This is a genomic window from Corynebacterium sp. (genome assembly GCF_030535495.1).
Lineage (GTDB): Bacteria > Actinomycetota > Actinomycetes > Mycobacteriales > Mycobacteriaceae > Corynebacterium.
On sequence record NZ_JAUNRW010000052.1, the window covers coordinates 1 to 14,975 of the forward strand.

Consider the following 14,975-nt stretch of genomic DNA (forward strand, 5'->3'; position numbering starts at 1 on the left):
GCGCTCGTCCTCGTGGACCTGCAGGTCCAGTACCAGTAGTCCGTCGATCATCACTGACCCCTCTCCGCGTAGGCCGCCTCGACCTGCTGTTTCGCCGGGCGCCACCAGTCCTCGTGCGCCCGGTACCAGTCGATGGTCTGCTCCAGTCCGGCGCGCATCCCGGTGTCGGTGTCCGTGAACTGCGGCGCCCACCCGAGTTCGCGCCGGAGCTTGGTGGAATCCATGGCGTAGCGCTGGTCATGCCCCGGGCGGTCGGCGACGTGCTCGTAACCGCGGGCGCCCATGAGCTCGCAGATGAGCTCGATGACCGCCCTGTTGTTCACGTGGTCGTTGTCGGCGCCGATGTTGTAGGTCTCGCCCGGACGCCCGCGCTCCAGGATGAGGTGCACGGCGGCGTTGTGGTCGTCGACGTGGATCCAGTCGCGCACCTGCTCGCCCGTGCCGTAGAGCTTCGGAGCCTGACCTGCGATGATGTTGGTGATCTGCCGCGGGATGAACTTCTCGATGTGCTGGTAGGGCCCGTAGTTGTTCGAGCAGTTCGAGATGGTGGCGTCGATGCCGAAGCTGCGGACCCACGCCCGCACCAGATGATCCGAGCCGGCCTTCGTCGCTGAATACGGTGAACTCGGCTCGTAGGGTGTGGCCTCGGTGAAACGCGCGGGATCATCGAGCCCCAGATCGCCGAACACCTCGTCCGTCGAGATATGGTGCAGCCGGTTGGCGTGCCGGCGGATCGCCTCGAGAATCGTGTACGTCCCCACCACATTCGTATCGACGAACGGCCGCGGATCCCGCAGCGAATTGTCATTGTGGCTCTCCGCGGCGAAGTGGACGGTGATGTCGGCGCGGGCGACGGTGGCGTCGATAAGCGCCGCATCGCAGATATCCCCCTCGATGAACTCGACATCCGTGCCCGCCAGGTTCGCGCGGTTGCCCGCGTACGTGAGCTTATCGACGACAACAATGTGGTCATCCGGGTATCGATCACGGGTCATACGCACGAAGTTCGCCCCGATGAACCCGGCGCCCCCGGTGACCAGCAGTGTTCTCATGTCTGCCCACTATACGTACTGCGGCGGGAACCTTTCGGGCACGGCCGCGGTCTAACAGAGACGTGACCACCAATCTCGTACCCCTGCCCACTAACGCCGCACAGCTGGCGAATCATCTGCTCAACCACGTCCCGGTGTCCGCGACGTTCAGCATCGCGCGGGCTTCGACGCGGCCCGACGCACTGGTCCGCCACGACGCCCAGTGTCATCCACGCAGCCTCGCCTACCCTGCGCCGGCGATCGTCCGTGCGGTGGCCCACCATCTCGACAGGCCCGGATCGATGGTCGCCGAATGGTCGGCCCTGGCACTGCTCGGCCTGCGGGAGTTCTCCGACTCAGCCGACACCACCCTGCTCTGTTCCTCCGACACCCGACTGACCACATCGGCGCTCGCTCCGACCGTCCGTCGGCGCACGAAAAAGCACATCACCGCGATGGTGGCGGTCGGGCCGTACTCGGTGCCGGTGACCACGCACTGGCAGACGCTGGCGGGCTGCCTGAGATCCGTGCGCAAAGGCGAACATGCGTGGGACACGGTCGCCGAGTTGGGTCTCGACGACATCACCGTGATGTCCGTGCAGCTCATCGACAGATTCCGGCGGGTCTTCAACGTCAGCACCGATGACATACGGGTGGGGCTCAAGGGACACTTCTCGGCGCGCGAACTGGAAAAGTACCTGCTGCTCAGCTGCGGACTGGCCGACTCGAAACCGGAGACAGTCCTGCGGCTGCTGGCCAGGGAGGCTGTGGCGGACCTGCCCGAGGTGACGTTCCAGTCGCAGGTGCCCGTGTACACCGACGGGACGATCGGTAAGCCGGGGGAGAAGGATGCGGACGCAACACTGCTCACCGTGTTCGATCAGGCGGATCCCGTCCTGCGCGTCGGTCTGCAGCAGGACGGTGAGCATCATCTGCGGCGTTCCCAACGTGACAAGGACGCCGAGATCACAGCCGATCTGCTGGAAACGGGTTGGCTGCTGCTGAGAACCTCGACCGGCATGCTGCGGAAGACACAGGAGACGAAACGCAGGGTGCGGGCGGCGGCGGTGGCGGCGCTGGAACGGCGGGATCGGCGGGGGTCGTTATAGCGACGATCGTTTTAACGACCATAAGCATCGCCGCATATGGAAACTGACCTGGTCTTATTGCGAGCCCACCATGGGTGAGTTGATCGCAAAAACGATCATCGTTTTAACGAACGCAACGCCGCCGTGTGCACCACCGCGCCGCACGCCGGACCGGCCACCAACGCCACACATACCGCCACCTCCAGAGCCAACGGCGCCAGCCACAGCACGCCGAACGCCACCACCGACGCGACGACCCAGCCGGCCACGTACGCCCGGTGCTGCTCCGAAGCCAGGGTCGCCGCGCCCGTCACCATGAGCGCCCCGGTGCAGGCCGACGCAAAGGTCAGCACCGCCAGCAGCACCCCGGGCACGAACAGGTCAGGCTGGAAAAAGGACGCCAGGATCCGGGGGCCCAGCAGCCACGCGGCTCCGGCACCCACCATCCCGAGTCCGAGTACCGCCGCCACCGGCCCCAGCACGGTGCGGTCCTGCTCAACGAAGCGCACGATCAGCGCCGACTGGAAGCGCTGCAGCGGCACCAGGATCGGAGCCCGGGTCAGGGTCACCGCGTTGATGATGCCGGCGACCGTCACCAGTGAACCCGCGCCGGGCTCGAAGGTGGACTGCACGAACACGGGGAATCCGGTGATGAGGGTGGCGGAGGCGCCGGTCGCCAGCATTGCGGAGGCGACGCGGCGGGTGAAGGTGCGGCGGGTGACGTCGATAAGCACGCCCCGCGGGACATCCCACAGCATGACCAGCCAGCTCAGCGCCCCGACCACCGTGATCACCAGAAAGGCCCGCATTCCCCAGCCCTGCTGCCAGGCGAGCAGCGCCAGCAGCAGGCGCACGCCGGAATCGAGGGCGACCAGGCCGGCGTAGCGGTTCCACCGGCCGAGTCCGGAGAGGACGCCGGCGAGCACGGCCTGGAAGGCGTAGGTGAACAGGCCGAAGGCGAAAAAGCCCACGGCCATGCCGACCGGGGCTTCGCCGCGCAGGAGCAGCGGCAGCCACAATGCACCGGCGACCAGTGCCACGACGAGCACGATGCCGCCGATCCACGCCCCCAACCGCCAGGGTCGCCCGTCGCCGACGCGGCCGGTCTCCCGGGCTGTCGACACGCCGCGGGTGGTCTCCTGCATGATGCCGTCGAGGAACCCCGTCGCGGCGAAAAACAACCCCCAGTACGCCTGGAATGCCGCGAAACCTTCCGTCGGCAGTGTCCAGGACGCCAGGTAGATGACGACGAAACCCGCGAGGGCCGCGCAGACAGTCGCCAGACTCAGCGCACGCAAGGAAATTCCGGCAGGGGTTTCTGGTGCAGCCACGCCTGCCAGAGGGCATCCACCGAGGTCTCGGCCACGCCCACGGCACGGGCTTCCGCCAGCACCTCGCGCTTGAGATCGACCGGTTCGACCACGGAATGACGGCCGGCGGCGACGTAGCGGCGGAGCATGCGGAAAAACGCGGTGTCGCCGAGCAGCACGCGCAGGGCGTGGACGGTCAGGGCGCCGCGCTTGTAGACGCGGTCGTCGAACATGTCCTTCGTGCCGGGATCCGACAGCAGGAGGTCCTGGGGCTTGGCGGCCAGGATGTCGTAGTGCTCGCGCGCGGAATCAGCCGCGGGCCGTCCGGCGGAATGCTCGAACCACAGCCACTCGGCGTAGCAGGCGAAACCCTCGTTGAGCCAGATGTCGTTCCACTGCGCCAGGCCGAGGGAGTTGCCGAACCACTGGTGGGAGAGTTCGTGGGCGATGAGACGCTCCCAGGCGTGATCGCCGCGGACGTGGTTGGCCCCGAAGATCGACAGGCCCTGGGCCTCCAGCGGGATCTCCAGCGAGTCCTCGGTGACCACGACGGAGTAGGAGTTGAAGGGGTAGGGGCCGAAGAGCCCGGTGTACACCTCCAGCATGCGTGCCTGGTCGGCGAACTCCTCGCGGGCGGTGTCCCGCAGGGGTGCCGGCACCCAGGCGCGGACCGGTACGGAGCCCTCGTCCGACAATGTCAGCGGGACGTAGTCGCCGATCTGCACGGTGGCCAGGTAGGTCGCCATGGGGTGGCCCACGCGGTAGTGCCAGGTGGTGCGGGAACCGGCGGGGGTCTTCGACACCAGCGTTCCGTTGACGGCCACCACGTACGGGTTGTCGGCGGTGACGTGGATCTCGTAGAGCGCCTTCTCGTCCGGGGTGTCGTCGCAGGGGAACCAGCTGGGTGCGCCGTTGGGCTGGGAGGCGACCAGTGCGCCGTTGCGCAGTTCCTCCCAGCCGAGGGTGCCCCAGGGGGTGCGGATCGGGCGCGGGGTGCCGCCGTAGCGGATGGTGAGGGTGAACTCGGAATCCACCGGCACCTCGTGGGCGAACGTCAGCCGCAGTTTCCCGCCGGACTGGCGGTAGCGCGCCACGTTCACCTCGACGCCCGCGGAGCCCTGGGCCGTCACCTTGCTCACCCGCAGACTGCCGGCGAGGTCGAGGGTCATGGCCCCGAGGGGTTTCCAGTTGTCCAGGCGCAGGGTGGCGGTGCCGTCGAGCCGGTTGGGGCCGACGCGGTAGTTGAGGTCCAGGTGGTAGGCGCGGACGTGGAAGCCGAGGTTGAAGTCGACTCCGGTGTACTCGTCACGGGTGCCGGGGACGGGGGTGGAGCGCAACCTCAGTCTCTTGATCATGCCGATGATGTTACTTGCCGGCCCAGCCACTCGAAGATGAGCGCCTCCACCCGCGCGACCTGTGCGTTGTCGGCGGCTCCGGCGTGCCCGCCCTCGAGGTTCTCGAAGTAGTCGACCGGCTGCCCGGCCTCGCGCAGTGCCTGCGCGAAGAGGCGGGCGTGCGCGGGGTGGACGCGGTCATCTCGCGTCGAGGTGGTCACCAGCGCCGGGGGATAGTGCTTATCGACGCCCACGTTATGCAGCGGCGACCACCGCTCGATGGCAGTACGTTCGGCCGGATCCTCCGGATCGCCGTACTCCGCCATCCACGATGCCCCGGCTGACCAGGTGTGATAGCGCAGCATGTCGGTCAGCGGCACCTGGATGACGGCCGCCCCGAACAACTCCGGGTACTGCACCAGCGCGCCGGAGGTGAGCAGGCCGCCGTTGGAACCGCCGCGAATGGCGATCTGGCCGGGCCGGGCGTAGCCGCGTTCGGCCAGGTCGGCGAGCACGGCCGCGTGGTCCTCCCACACCTTGTGGCGGTTGGTCTTGACCACCTGGGTGTGCCAGTCGGGTCCGAACTCCCCGCCGCCGCGCAGGTTGGGCTGGACGAAGAAGTTGCCCTGCTCGAGCCAGGCGATGCCCCGCACCGCGGAGTAACCGGGGGTCAGGGAAACCTCGAAACCGCCGTAACCGCCGACGAGCGTGGGGCGCGCACCGCGGGAGAAGTCCCCGGTGATGAAGTAGGGCACGCGGGTGCCGTCGGCGGAGGTGACCCAGTGCTGGCGGGTGGCCAGGCCGGTGGCGTCGAAAAGCGCGGGGGAGCGGCGCACGACCTGCGGCTCGAGCCCCTCGCCGAGATCGAGGCGGTAGAGCGTGGTGGGTTCGGTGAACGAGGAGGTGGTCAGCCACACCTCGTTGCCGTCGAGGGGGCTGGTGGCCACGACGGAGGCCGACACCAGCGGCGGCAGCTCCAGGTCGCGGCCCGGTTGCGTCGGGTCGCTCAGGGGGTGGACGGTGAGGCGGGTGGCCACGTCGTCGAGAAGCGTGAGCACCAGGTGATCGGCGGTGAAGGCGGTGGCCTGGAGGGAGACGTGCGGGGTGGGCAGGAACACCGGGCGGATGTCGCGGGCGCCGGCGAGGAAGCGGGCCAGCTCGATGCAGCCCAGCCCGCCGGCCGGGATGCCGGCGAACTCCTCGCGTGGGGCGAGGAAGAGCCAGTCGCGGTGGAGGATGGTGTCACAGTCCTCGGGGACCTCGAGCACCTGCAGGGAGGCGTCCGGGTCCAGCGGCGCCACGGACTGGCGGGTGCGGTAGAAGTCCAGGGCCCGGGAGACGATGATGCGCTCATGTCCGGGGGTGGTGTCGGCCCAGGCGCCGACGGCGACGTCGTCGTGGCGGCCGGAGGTGTAGACGGGGGCGTCGATAAGCACGGTGCCGCGGCGCCACACCCTCACCTGCGCCGGATAGCCGGAGGAGGTCAACGAGCCTTCGCCGGTGTCGGTGCCCACCAGCAGCGTGTCCCGGTCGAGCCAGCTGACGTCGGTCTTGGCCTCGGGGATGCTGAAACCCTCGATGAACTCGCCGCTGGCCAGGTCGAACTCACGGATCACCGTGGCGTCCGCGCCGCCGCGTGACAGGCGCACCAACGCCCGGTCGACACCGGGGGTGCGCACGTGCGCGCCCTTCCACACCCAGTTCTCGTTCTCCGTGGCGGCGAGGGCGTCGACGTCGATGAGCACCTCCCACTGCGTGTCTCCGGACAGGTAGGAATCCAGTGTCGTGCGCCGCCAGACGCCGCGGACGTGGCCGGCGTCGCGCCAGAAGTTGTACAGGTGCTCCCCGCGGCGGATGACGAAGGGGATGCGGTCGTCGACGTCGAGGGCGGCACGGATCCGTTCGCGCAGCGGCGCATTCTGCAGTGCCGCCTCTGTGGCGTCGGACCATTCACGGGCCCAGGCGAGGGCCTCCGGGGCGTCGATGGACTCGAGGAAGCTCATGCCCCCAGGCTACGCGCGGTGTGAAAAGCCCAAAAAACACACCGCCCACCGGGAATGGTGGACGGTGTGTCTCAGGCGGGGATCCTAGAGGCCCAGGGCCGGGCCCAGGGTGCGCCAGGAGGTCTGGACGTCCTGCTTCCAGTAGCTCCAGGAGTGGGTACCGGTCGGACGCAGATTCCAGTCGGCCGCAATGCCCAGGTTGTCGAGCTTGGCCTTGAGGTTGTGGGTGCAGACGTTGGTGGCACCCTCGATGAAGCCGCCCTCGACGATGAGGGTTGCGGCGCCCGTGGACGCTGCGGTCGGGTCGATGCCCTGCGCGATGTAGTGGCCCGGCATGTCGTTGGTGCCGGCCAGACCGGTGGCGTTGGAGACGTAGAGGGCGGTGCCGCGCAGGCCCTCGGCGTTGACGAGGGCGTCGTTGGCGCGGTTGTGCGCGGAGCCCATCGGGCCAAGCATGCTGGCCACGTTGGCGCCGCCGCGGTTGACGGTCACCTCAGCGGACTTGTAGCCCAGGAACGAGGAGGTCTCGGCGCAACCGGAGAAGGAACCGACACCGTCGTAGAAGCCCGGTGCCTTCTGTGCCAGCAGCAGGGAGGAGGTGGCGGACATGGAGAATCCGGCGATGGCGCGCTTGCCGTTGGCCTGCAGGTGCGGCTCGATGCCACCCGGCAGCTCGCGGAGCAGGAAGTCCTCCCACAGCTGCTTGCCCTGCAGGTAGCCGTTGCCCGCGTTGATCTCCTCGCGGTTGGCCCAGTTGATGTAGTAGGAGAACGCGCCCTCCTGCGGGATGACGACGTTGACGCCCTTGTCCCGGTAGAAGTCGATGATCTCCGGGTGCATGGTGATCCAGTCCATGTCCTGCTCGGCGCCGCCGGCACCGTTGAGCAGGTACAGGGTGGGGGCGTTCGGCCCGGCCGGGATCACGGCCAGGGGGATCTCGCGGCCCATGGCGGCGGAGTACGCGTTGATGTGCTGGACGCGCGGATCGTCCTTGATGGCGCGCTGCCACTTCCGGGAGTTCTCACCGGCCTGGCTCTTGTCCTGGGGGCTGATCGTGGAGACGGTGTGGCCCTGGGCGATCTCGGCGGGGGTGATCGGGGAGGCGCCAGCAACCGGAGTCGCGAGAGCGGAGGCACCGATGGCGAGGGCCGCGACCGGTGCGGCAATCTTGCGGAGGAACTTCATGGAGTGGCTTCCTTGATCGAGGTACTACCGGATTCTACGATGCGCGGCAGAAATATCTGACGGCATTCACAGGGCTACATCGTAGCGGCTGTCGCATATGTTAACGGTCCACTGCCGAAAGCGCTCGAAAGTGGGGGTGACAGTTGGATTCCTGTGTGCCCATCAAAGTTACCTGCGTTATCAATGGTGGGCAAGTGTCTTATATGTCATAATTCTGGGCAGTGCCGGGGGACCGCCCCGTCGGCATCCCGTAACGTTTCGCTCCGACCGGCCGCTAGTGTCTACTGGAAGCACGTCAGGTACCCGCACCTCACACGAATAGGATCCACAGCATGTCCATTTTCGAGCAGATCATCGTCGCCATCAACACCTTCATCGGCCCGGGCATCCACGCCATGTCCTCCGGCTCCTCCCAGGCCGCCCTGATGGCGGGCCTGTTCTGAGCCTCCGCTTTCTTGCTTATCGACGTCCCGGTTGCCGCCGGGGCGTCGATTTTCATTTTGCGGGGGCACTCACCGATGACACGGGAGGTGGCGTGACCTATTCTGGTGGACGTGACTGAACATTATGACGTTGTTGTCCTCGGTGCGGGCCCCGGTGGCTACGTATCCGCCATCCGTGCGGCCCAGCTCGGCAAGAAGGTTGCGGTCGTCGAGAAGCAGTACTGGGGCGGAGTCTGCCTCAACGTGGGCTGCATCCCCTCGAAGGCGCTGATCAAGAACGCCGAGGTCGCCCACATCTTCAACCACGAGAAGAAGGTGTTCGGCATCAACGGCGATGTCTCCTTCAACTACGAGGACGCCCACAAGCGCTCCCGTGGCGTGTCCGACAAGATCGTCGGCGGCGTCCACTACCTCATGAAGAAGAACAAGATCACCGAGATCGACGGCTTCGGCACCTTCAAGGACGCCGGGACCATCGAGGTGAGCGAGGGCAAGGACGCCGGCAAGACCATCACCTTCGATGACTGCATCATCGCCACCGGTTCCGTGGTCAACAACCTCCGGGGCGTCGAGTTCTCCGAGAACGTCGTCTCCTACGAGGAGCAGATCCTCAACCCGCAGGCCCCGGAGAAGATGGTCATCGTCGGTGCGGGCGCCATCGGCATGGAGTTCGCCTACGTGCTGTCCAACTACGGCGTCGACGTCACGGTCATCGAGTACATGGACCGCGTCCTCCCGAACGAGGACGCCGAGGTCTCCAAGGTCATCACCAAGGCCTACAAGAAGCTGGGCGTGAAGATCCTGGCGGGCCACGCCACCACCGCCGTGCGCGACAACGGTGACTCCGTGGAGGTCGACTACCAGAAGAAGGGCTCGGACAAGACCGAGACCATCACCTGCGACCGCGTCATGGTCTCCGTCGGTTTCCGCCCGCGCGTCGAGGGCTTCGGCCTGGAGAACACCGGTGTCGAGCTCACCGAGCGCGGCGCCATCGCCATCGACGACTTCATGCGCACCAACGTCGAGCACATCTACGCCATCGGTGACGTCACCGCCAAGCTGCAGCTCGCACACGTCGCTGAAGCGCAGGGCATCGTCGCCGCCGAGACCATCGCGGGTGCCGAGACCCACGAGCTCGGCGACTACATGATGATGCCGCGCGCCACCTTCTGTAACCCGCAGGTCGCCTCCTTCGGCTACACCGAGGAGCAGGCCAAGGAGAAGTGGCCGGACCGCGAGATCAAGGTCGCCTCCTTCCCGTTCTCCGCCAACGGCAAGGCCGTCGGCCTCGCCGAGACCGACGGTTTCGCCAAGATCGTCGCCGACGCCGAGTTCGGCGAGCTGCTCGGCGGCCACGTCGTCGGCCCGAACGCCTCCGAGCTCATCAACGAGCTGGTCCTCGCGCAGAACTACGATCTCACCACCGAGGAGATCTCCCGCGCGGTCCACATCCACCCGACGCTGTCGGAGGCCGTCAAGGAAGCCGCCCACGGCATCTCCGGCCACATGATCAACTTCTAGTCCGACACCGCGTGACAGGGGCCTTCCCGGAAGGCCCCTGTTTCGTTTGTCAGGTAGTAAGGGACGGCATGACATCCATCGGAATCCTGGCCGACTCCGGCGAACCCATCGCCGACGTCTCCCGCATCCTGCGCGCCGTGCTTATCGACGCCACCGTCGACGACGGCATCCTGCGCGGCACCTGGCCCGAGGTGGGGCCCGTGGAGGTACGCGAGGGGACCGTCCCCCTGTCCCCGGACGGGGAGATCCTGCTCAACGCCCATGCCGGGGAGCTTCTCGATTCCTACGGCTGGAGCCGTCTCATCTACGTCACCGACCTTCCCCTGTCCGCCTGGGGTAAGCCGGTCGTGAGCCAACGGGCCGCGGGGGTGGCGGCCGTGCTCGTCTCTCTGCCGGCCCTCGGTGCCTTCGGGGTGCGCCGGCGCCTGCGTCGGGAGCTGACGTCGGTGATCGAGCGCGACGAGCTGGCCGCCGGTGTTCTGCGCACCGGCCCGGACCCGGTGGAGGGGGAGGATTCCGCGGATGCCCCGGACGTGGAGACCCGTGTTCTGGAGCATCCCGGCCTGACTCTGCGCATGGTCCTGGGCATGGTCCGCAGCAACGGACCGGGGCGCCTGCTGCCCGTACTCTCCTCCGCTCTGGCCGCGATGGTGGCCACGGGTGGTTTCGGTATCTTCTACGGCTCGATCTGGCAGCTCGCCGAGGAGCTGACCTTCTGGCGCCTGCTGCTCATCAGTGTCTTCGCCACCGTGGCGTTCACCGCCTGGCTCATCGTGTACAACCGCCTGTGGCAGCGGCGGCACACCCAGGAGTCGCGGTGGCGGGAGCACGTGGACAACCTGGCGACCATCGGCACCATCGGCCTGACCGCCGTCATCCTGCACGCCGCCGTGTGGGTGGTACTGCTGCTGGCCTCCGTCGTCGTCATCCCCCGCGCCTACCTGGAGGGCGAACTCGACCGGGACGTCGGGTTGATCACCTACATGTCCATCGCCTGGCTGAGCGCCTCGCTCGGGGCGATGGCCGGGGCGTTGGGATCCAACTTCGACCGGGACGTGGAGATCCGCTCGGCCACCTACAATCTCCGCGAGCACGAGAGACGCGCCCGGCACTGGGAGGGGAACTAGTTGTAGGGGGCGACCGAGGAACGGTGGGCGTCGATGGTGATCTCCTCGTGGATCGGCGGGAACGCGCGCTGGGCGCAGTTCTCCCGCGGGCACACGCGGCAGCCGGCGCCGATGGGGGTGGCACTCGACAGGTCATCGAGGTTGAGCCCCTGGGCGTAGACGGTGCGGTCGGCGTGGCGGGCCTCGCAGCCCAGCCCGATGGCGAAGAGCTTGCCCGTGTCCCCGAAGCGCCCACGATGGTGGCGGACGGTGCGGGCGATCCACAGGTAGTTGCGGCCGTCGGGCATCTGCGCGAGCTGGCGGAGGATGGTCCCGGGGCTGGTGAACGTCTCGTAGATGTTCCACAGGGGGCAGGTGCCGCCCGAGTTCGCCAGGTGGAAGCCGGTCGCGGACTGCCGCTTGGACATGTTGCCTGCGCGATCGACGCGGACGAAGGTGAAGGGAATGCCGCGCAGATTGGGACGTTGCAACGTCGACAAGCGTGACGCGACGGTCTCATAGCCGACCCCGAAGACGTGGCAGAGGAAGTCGACGTCGTAGCCGGAGCGTTCGGCCTCGGAGTGAATACCCCGGTAGGGAAGCAGGACGGCGGCGGCGAAATAGCTGGCAATCCCGCGGCGGGCCAGGTTGGCGGAGGCTTCGGAGGTGAAGCTCTCCGCGCTGATGAGCGCCTCGATGTCGTCTCCGGCCTCGAGGTAGGCCAGTTCCATACCCATGCGGAAGGCGCGTTGGCCCGTGTTGAGGCGGCTGGCGAGCTGCAGATGGCCGGTGCTGCGGTCGAGGCTGTGCAGGGTCCCGTCCAGATCCTCCGACGTGGAGATCTCGATGCCGTGGCGCACCCGCAGGCGCTCGGCGAGAGACTCCTCGGTGGTGCGGATGGAGAAGCGCTGGATGTCCAGGTCGGCGGAGATGGACTCGGCGGTGGTGTCCAGATCGTCGAGGTAGTTCTGGCGGGCGTAGAAGAAGTCCCGCACCTCGTCGTGCGGCATCGACAGTGCCTGCGGCCCGGTGGCCTGGAGCGGGCCGGCGTGCCGGCGGGTGTCGGTGGCGATGGAGAGCTTGTCGCGGACGTTGCGGTAGCGACGGTGCATGTCGACCATCGTCCGCGCGATGGCCGGGTGGTTGTAGACCAGTTCCGACAGTTCCTGCAGTTCCACCGGGCTCGGGCAGAGCTCCTTGTCCAGGACCACGTCCTGGATCTCGGCGAGCAGGCGGGAGTCATCATCGCGGGAAAAGAAGGTGGCGTCCACGCCGAAGGCCTCGGTGATGCGCAGCAGAACGGGCACCGTCAACGGGCGCACGTCATGCTCGATCTGATTGACGTAGCTGGCGGACAGGCCGAGGGTGGCGGCCAGTGACGCCTGGCTGAGATCACGTTCGCGGCGCAGCTGGCGCAGGCGCGAGCCGACATAGGTCTTTCCCATGTGTGACATAGTAGCGTGACGGGCCTCACGTCAAGTGAGATTGCGAACTTTGTGTGGGAAGACGTTTACGGGTGGCGAATCTTGCGTCGAAAAGCACTCACACTGATGTCATTAGCCGAAAGTTTGATACCTAACGGGGTGGGGTGGGGCGGGCGGAGGGGATGGGGTGAGCAACCTCACAGGATGCCGGCGAACCGCCACTGGACGTGGGGAAGTCCCAGGTTCGTGCATGCTGGACCGTGGCTGGCGCGGCTTTATGCATAGTTTCTCACCCAAACTTTGAGGTTAGGCTGCCCTTAGGTGGCGGGTGGTGTGGGTGTGACAGTGGGGGGAAGTGATCGATCAGGTTGCCCGAAAGTAGTCGCGACCGGGGGAGGGACCGTAAAGTATGAGCGACACTGGAGGTGCCATGACTGTTAAGAACGCAGACCGGGACGCAATCGTCCACGGCAAAATCACTGAGAAGCCGCTGCGCGAGCGGCCGTCCTACCCGACCTGGGCCATCAAGCTCGTAATGGCCATCACCGGCCTGATCTTCGGACTGTATGTCCTGGTTCACATGGTCGGAAACCTGAAGATCTACATGCCGGACCACAACGGTATCGCCGCCATCAACGAGTACGGCGAGTGGCTGCGCACCATGGGTGCGCCGATCTTCCCGCGTGAGGGATTCCTGTGGATCTTCCGTATCGTGCTGCTGGCAGCCGTCGTGCTCCACATCCACGGTGCCTTCGCTCTGCACGGCCGTTCCCGCGTCTCCCGCGGCAAGTTCACCCGCACCAACCTGGTCGGCGGCCTGAACACCTTCTCCAGCCGCACGATGCTGGTCACCGGCATCATCCTGCTGCTGTTCATCGTCTTCCACATCCTCGACCTGACCATGGGTGTGACCCCGGCCGCGCCGGAGGCCTTCGCCCACGGTGAGATCTACGCGAACCTCATCGCCAGCTTCTCCCGCTGGCCGGTCGCCATCTTCTACATCCTCGCCATGGTCGTGCTGTTCCTGCACCTGTCCCACGGCATCTGGCTCGCCGTGTCCGATCTCGGTATCACCGGCCTGCGCTGGCGCAAGATTCTGCTCGTCGTCGCCTACCTGGTGCCGGCGATCGTCATGATCGGCAACATCTCGATGCCGCTGTCCATCGTTCTGGGCTGGCTCAGCTAGGTCCTGAAGGGAAGTTCTGAAAAATATGAGCAACACCGAGACTGCTTCTCGTCCTGAGTTCCGTCACCCCGAGTCCATCGTCGACGGCGTCGTTCCCGGCACCATCCTCGACAACGCCGAGCCGCAGGGCGTTCCGACCAAGGAGATGTGGGACTACCAGAAGGAGCACATGAACCTTGTGTCTCCTCTGAACCGCCGCAAGTTCAAGGTCCTCGTCGTCGGCACCGGCCTGTCCGGTGGCGCCGCCGCCGCCGCCCTCGGCGAGCTGGGCTACGACGTGAAGGTGTACACCTACCACGACGCCCCGCGCCGTGCGCACTCCATCGCCGCCCAGGGTGGCGTCAACTCCGCCCGCGGCAAGAAGGTCGACAACGACGGCGCCTACCGCCACGTCAAGGACACCGTCAAGGGCGGCGACTACCGCTGCCGCGAGTCCGACTGCTGGCGTCTGGCCATCGAGTCCGGCCGCGTCATCGACCACATGAACGCCATCGGCGCCCCCTTCGCCCGCGAGTACGGCGGCACCCTGGCCACCCGTTCCTTCGGTGGTGTGCAGGTCTCCCGCACCTACTACACCCGTGGCCAGACCGGCCAGCAGCTCCAGCTGTCCACCGCATCTGCGCTCACCCGCCAGATCGGTCTGGGCAATGTGGAGATCTTCACCCACGCCGATGTCGTCGATCTCATCGTCACCAACAAGGACGGCAACAAGCGTTGTGAGGGCATCGTCACCCGTAACCTCATCACCGGTGAGCTGACCGCTCACACCGGCCACGCCGTCATCCTGGCGACCGGCGGTTACGGCAACGTGTACCACATGTCCACGCTGGCCAAGAACTCCAACGCCGGCGCCCTCATGCGCGCCTACGAGCACGGTGCCTACTTCGCCTCCCCGGCCTTCATCCAGTTCCACCCGACCGGCCTGCCGGTCAACGCGACCTGGCAGTCGAAGACCATCCTCATGTCCGAGTCGCTGCGTAACGACGGTCGCATCTGGTCCCCCAAGGAGCCCAAGGACGACCGCGACCCGAACTCCATCCCGGAGGAGGAGCGCGACTACTTCCTGGAGCGCCGCTACCCGGCCTTCGGTAACCTCGTCCCCCGCGACGTGGCATCCCGTGCGATCTCCCAGCAGATCAACGCCGGTCTCGGCGTCGGCCCGATGCACAACGCCGCCTACCTGGACTTCTCCGACGCCATCGAGCGCCTCGGCGAGGACACCATCCGCGAGCGTTACTCCAACCTGTTCGTCATGTACGAAGAGGCCATCGGCGAGGACCCCTACACCTCCCCGATGCGTATCGCCCCGACCTGCCACTTCACCATGGGTGGCCTGTGGACCGA

The 14,975-nt window shown here is 66.8% G+C and carries 11 protein-coding genes; 5 read left to right on the forward strand and 6 right to left on the reverse strand.

Going from position 1 to position 14,975, the window contains the following annotated elements; all coding sequences use genetic code 11:
• Positions 1 to 50: 50 nt before the first annotated feature.
• Entirely contained in the window at positions 51 to 1,052 is a 1,002-nt protein-coding gene (rfbB, locus tag Q4F73_RS07730) for a dTDP-glucose 4,6-dehydratase (protein WP_303358775.1), read from the reverse strand.
• 134 nt (positions 1,053 to 1,186) lie between these two features.
• On the opposite strand from rfbB, the gene Q4F73_RS07735 reads away from it, so the two are divergent.
• Entirely contained in the window at positions 1,187 to 2,140 is a 954-nt protein-coding gene (locus tag Q4F73_RS07735) for a hypothetical protein (RefSeq protein ID WP_303358776.1), read from the forward strand.
• Positions 2,141 to 2,235: 95 nt separating this feature from the next.
• On the opposite strand, the gene Q4F73_RS07740 is transcribed toward Q4F73_RS07735, so the two are convergent.
• The 4 genes from Q4F73_RS07740 to Q4F73_RS07755 form a co-directional block, all read right to left on the reverse strand.
• A complete protein-coding gene (locus Q4F73_RS07740) occupies positions 2,236 to 3,417 on the reverse strand; it encodes a hypothetical protein (protein ID WP_303358777.1) in 1,182 nt (393 codons plus the stop codon).
• Positions 3,405 to 4,784, reverse strand: coding sequence for a M1 family metallopeptidase (locus Q4F73_RS07745; RefSeq protein WP_303358778.1), 1,380 nt, complete (start codon positions 4,782 to 4,784; stop codon positions 3,405 to 3,407). The genes Q4F73_RS07740 and Q4F73_RS07745 overlap by 13 nt, the downstream gene beginning before the upstream one ends.
• Positions 4,781 to 6,766 (reverse strand): prolyl oligopeptidase family protein, encoded by a 1,986-nt coding sequence (locus Q4F73_RS07750; RefSeq protein WP_303358779.1) that lies wholly within the window; start codon positions 6,764 to 6,766, stop codon positions 4,781 to 4,783. Before Q4F73_RS07750 ends, Q4F73_RS07745 begins: the two co-directional genes overlap by 4 nt.
• 84 nt (positions 6,767 to 6,850) lie before the next feature.
• Complete coding sequence (locus tag Q4F73_RS07755; RefSeq protein ID WP_303358780.1) at positions 6,851 to 7,951, reverse strand: alpha/beta hydrolase family protein; 1,101 nt, start codon at positions 7,949 to 7,951, stop codon at positions 6,851 to 6,853.
• A gap of 554 nt (positions 7,952 to 8,505) precedes the next feature.
• Here Q4F73_RS07755 and lpdA point away from each other — a divergent pair.
• Positions 8,506 to 9,915, forward strand: a complete 1,410-nt coding sequence (gene lpdA / locus Q4F73_RS07760; RefSeq protein ID WP_303358781.1) for a dihydrolipoyl dehydrogenase — start codon at positions 8,506 to 8,508, stop codon at positions 9,913 to 9,915.
• 68 nt (positions 9,916 to 9,983) lie between these two features.
• Entirely contained in the window at positions 9,984 to 11,042 is a 1,059-nt protein-coding gene (locus Q4F73_RS07765; protein ID WP_303358782.1) for a hypothetical protein, read from the forward strand.
• On the opposite strand, the gene ramB is transcribed toward Q4F73_RS07765, so the two are convergent.
• Positions 11,039 to 12,466, reverse strand: coding sequence for an acetate metabolism transcriptional regulator RamB (gene ramB, locus Q4F73_RS07770; RefSeq protein ID WP_303358783.1), 1,428 nt, complete (start codon positions 12,464 to 12,466; stop codon positions 11,039 to 11,041). The two genes, Q4F73_RS07765 and ramB, sit on opposite strands and share 4 nt — an antisense overlap.
• Positions 12,467 to 12,875: 409 nt before the next feature.
• Here ramB and Q4F73_RS07775 point away from each other — a divergent pair, with 409 nt between their 5' ends.
• Positions 12,876 to 13,631: a succinate dehydrogenase cytochrome b subunit gene (locus Q4F73_RS07775; RefSeq protein WP_303358784.1), complete on the forward strand. Its 756-nt coding sequence runs from the start codon at positions 12,876 to 12,878 to the stop codon at positions 13,629 to 13,631.
• A 25-nt stretch (positions 13,632 to 13,656) separates the two neighbouring features.
• Positions 13,657 to 14,975: succinate dehydrogenase (quinone) flavoprotein subunit (gene sdhA, locus Q4F73_RS07780; protein ID WP_303358785.1), on the forward strand; the 1,319-nt coding region annotated here is incomplete at its 3' end.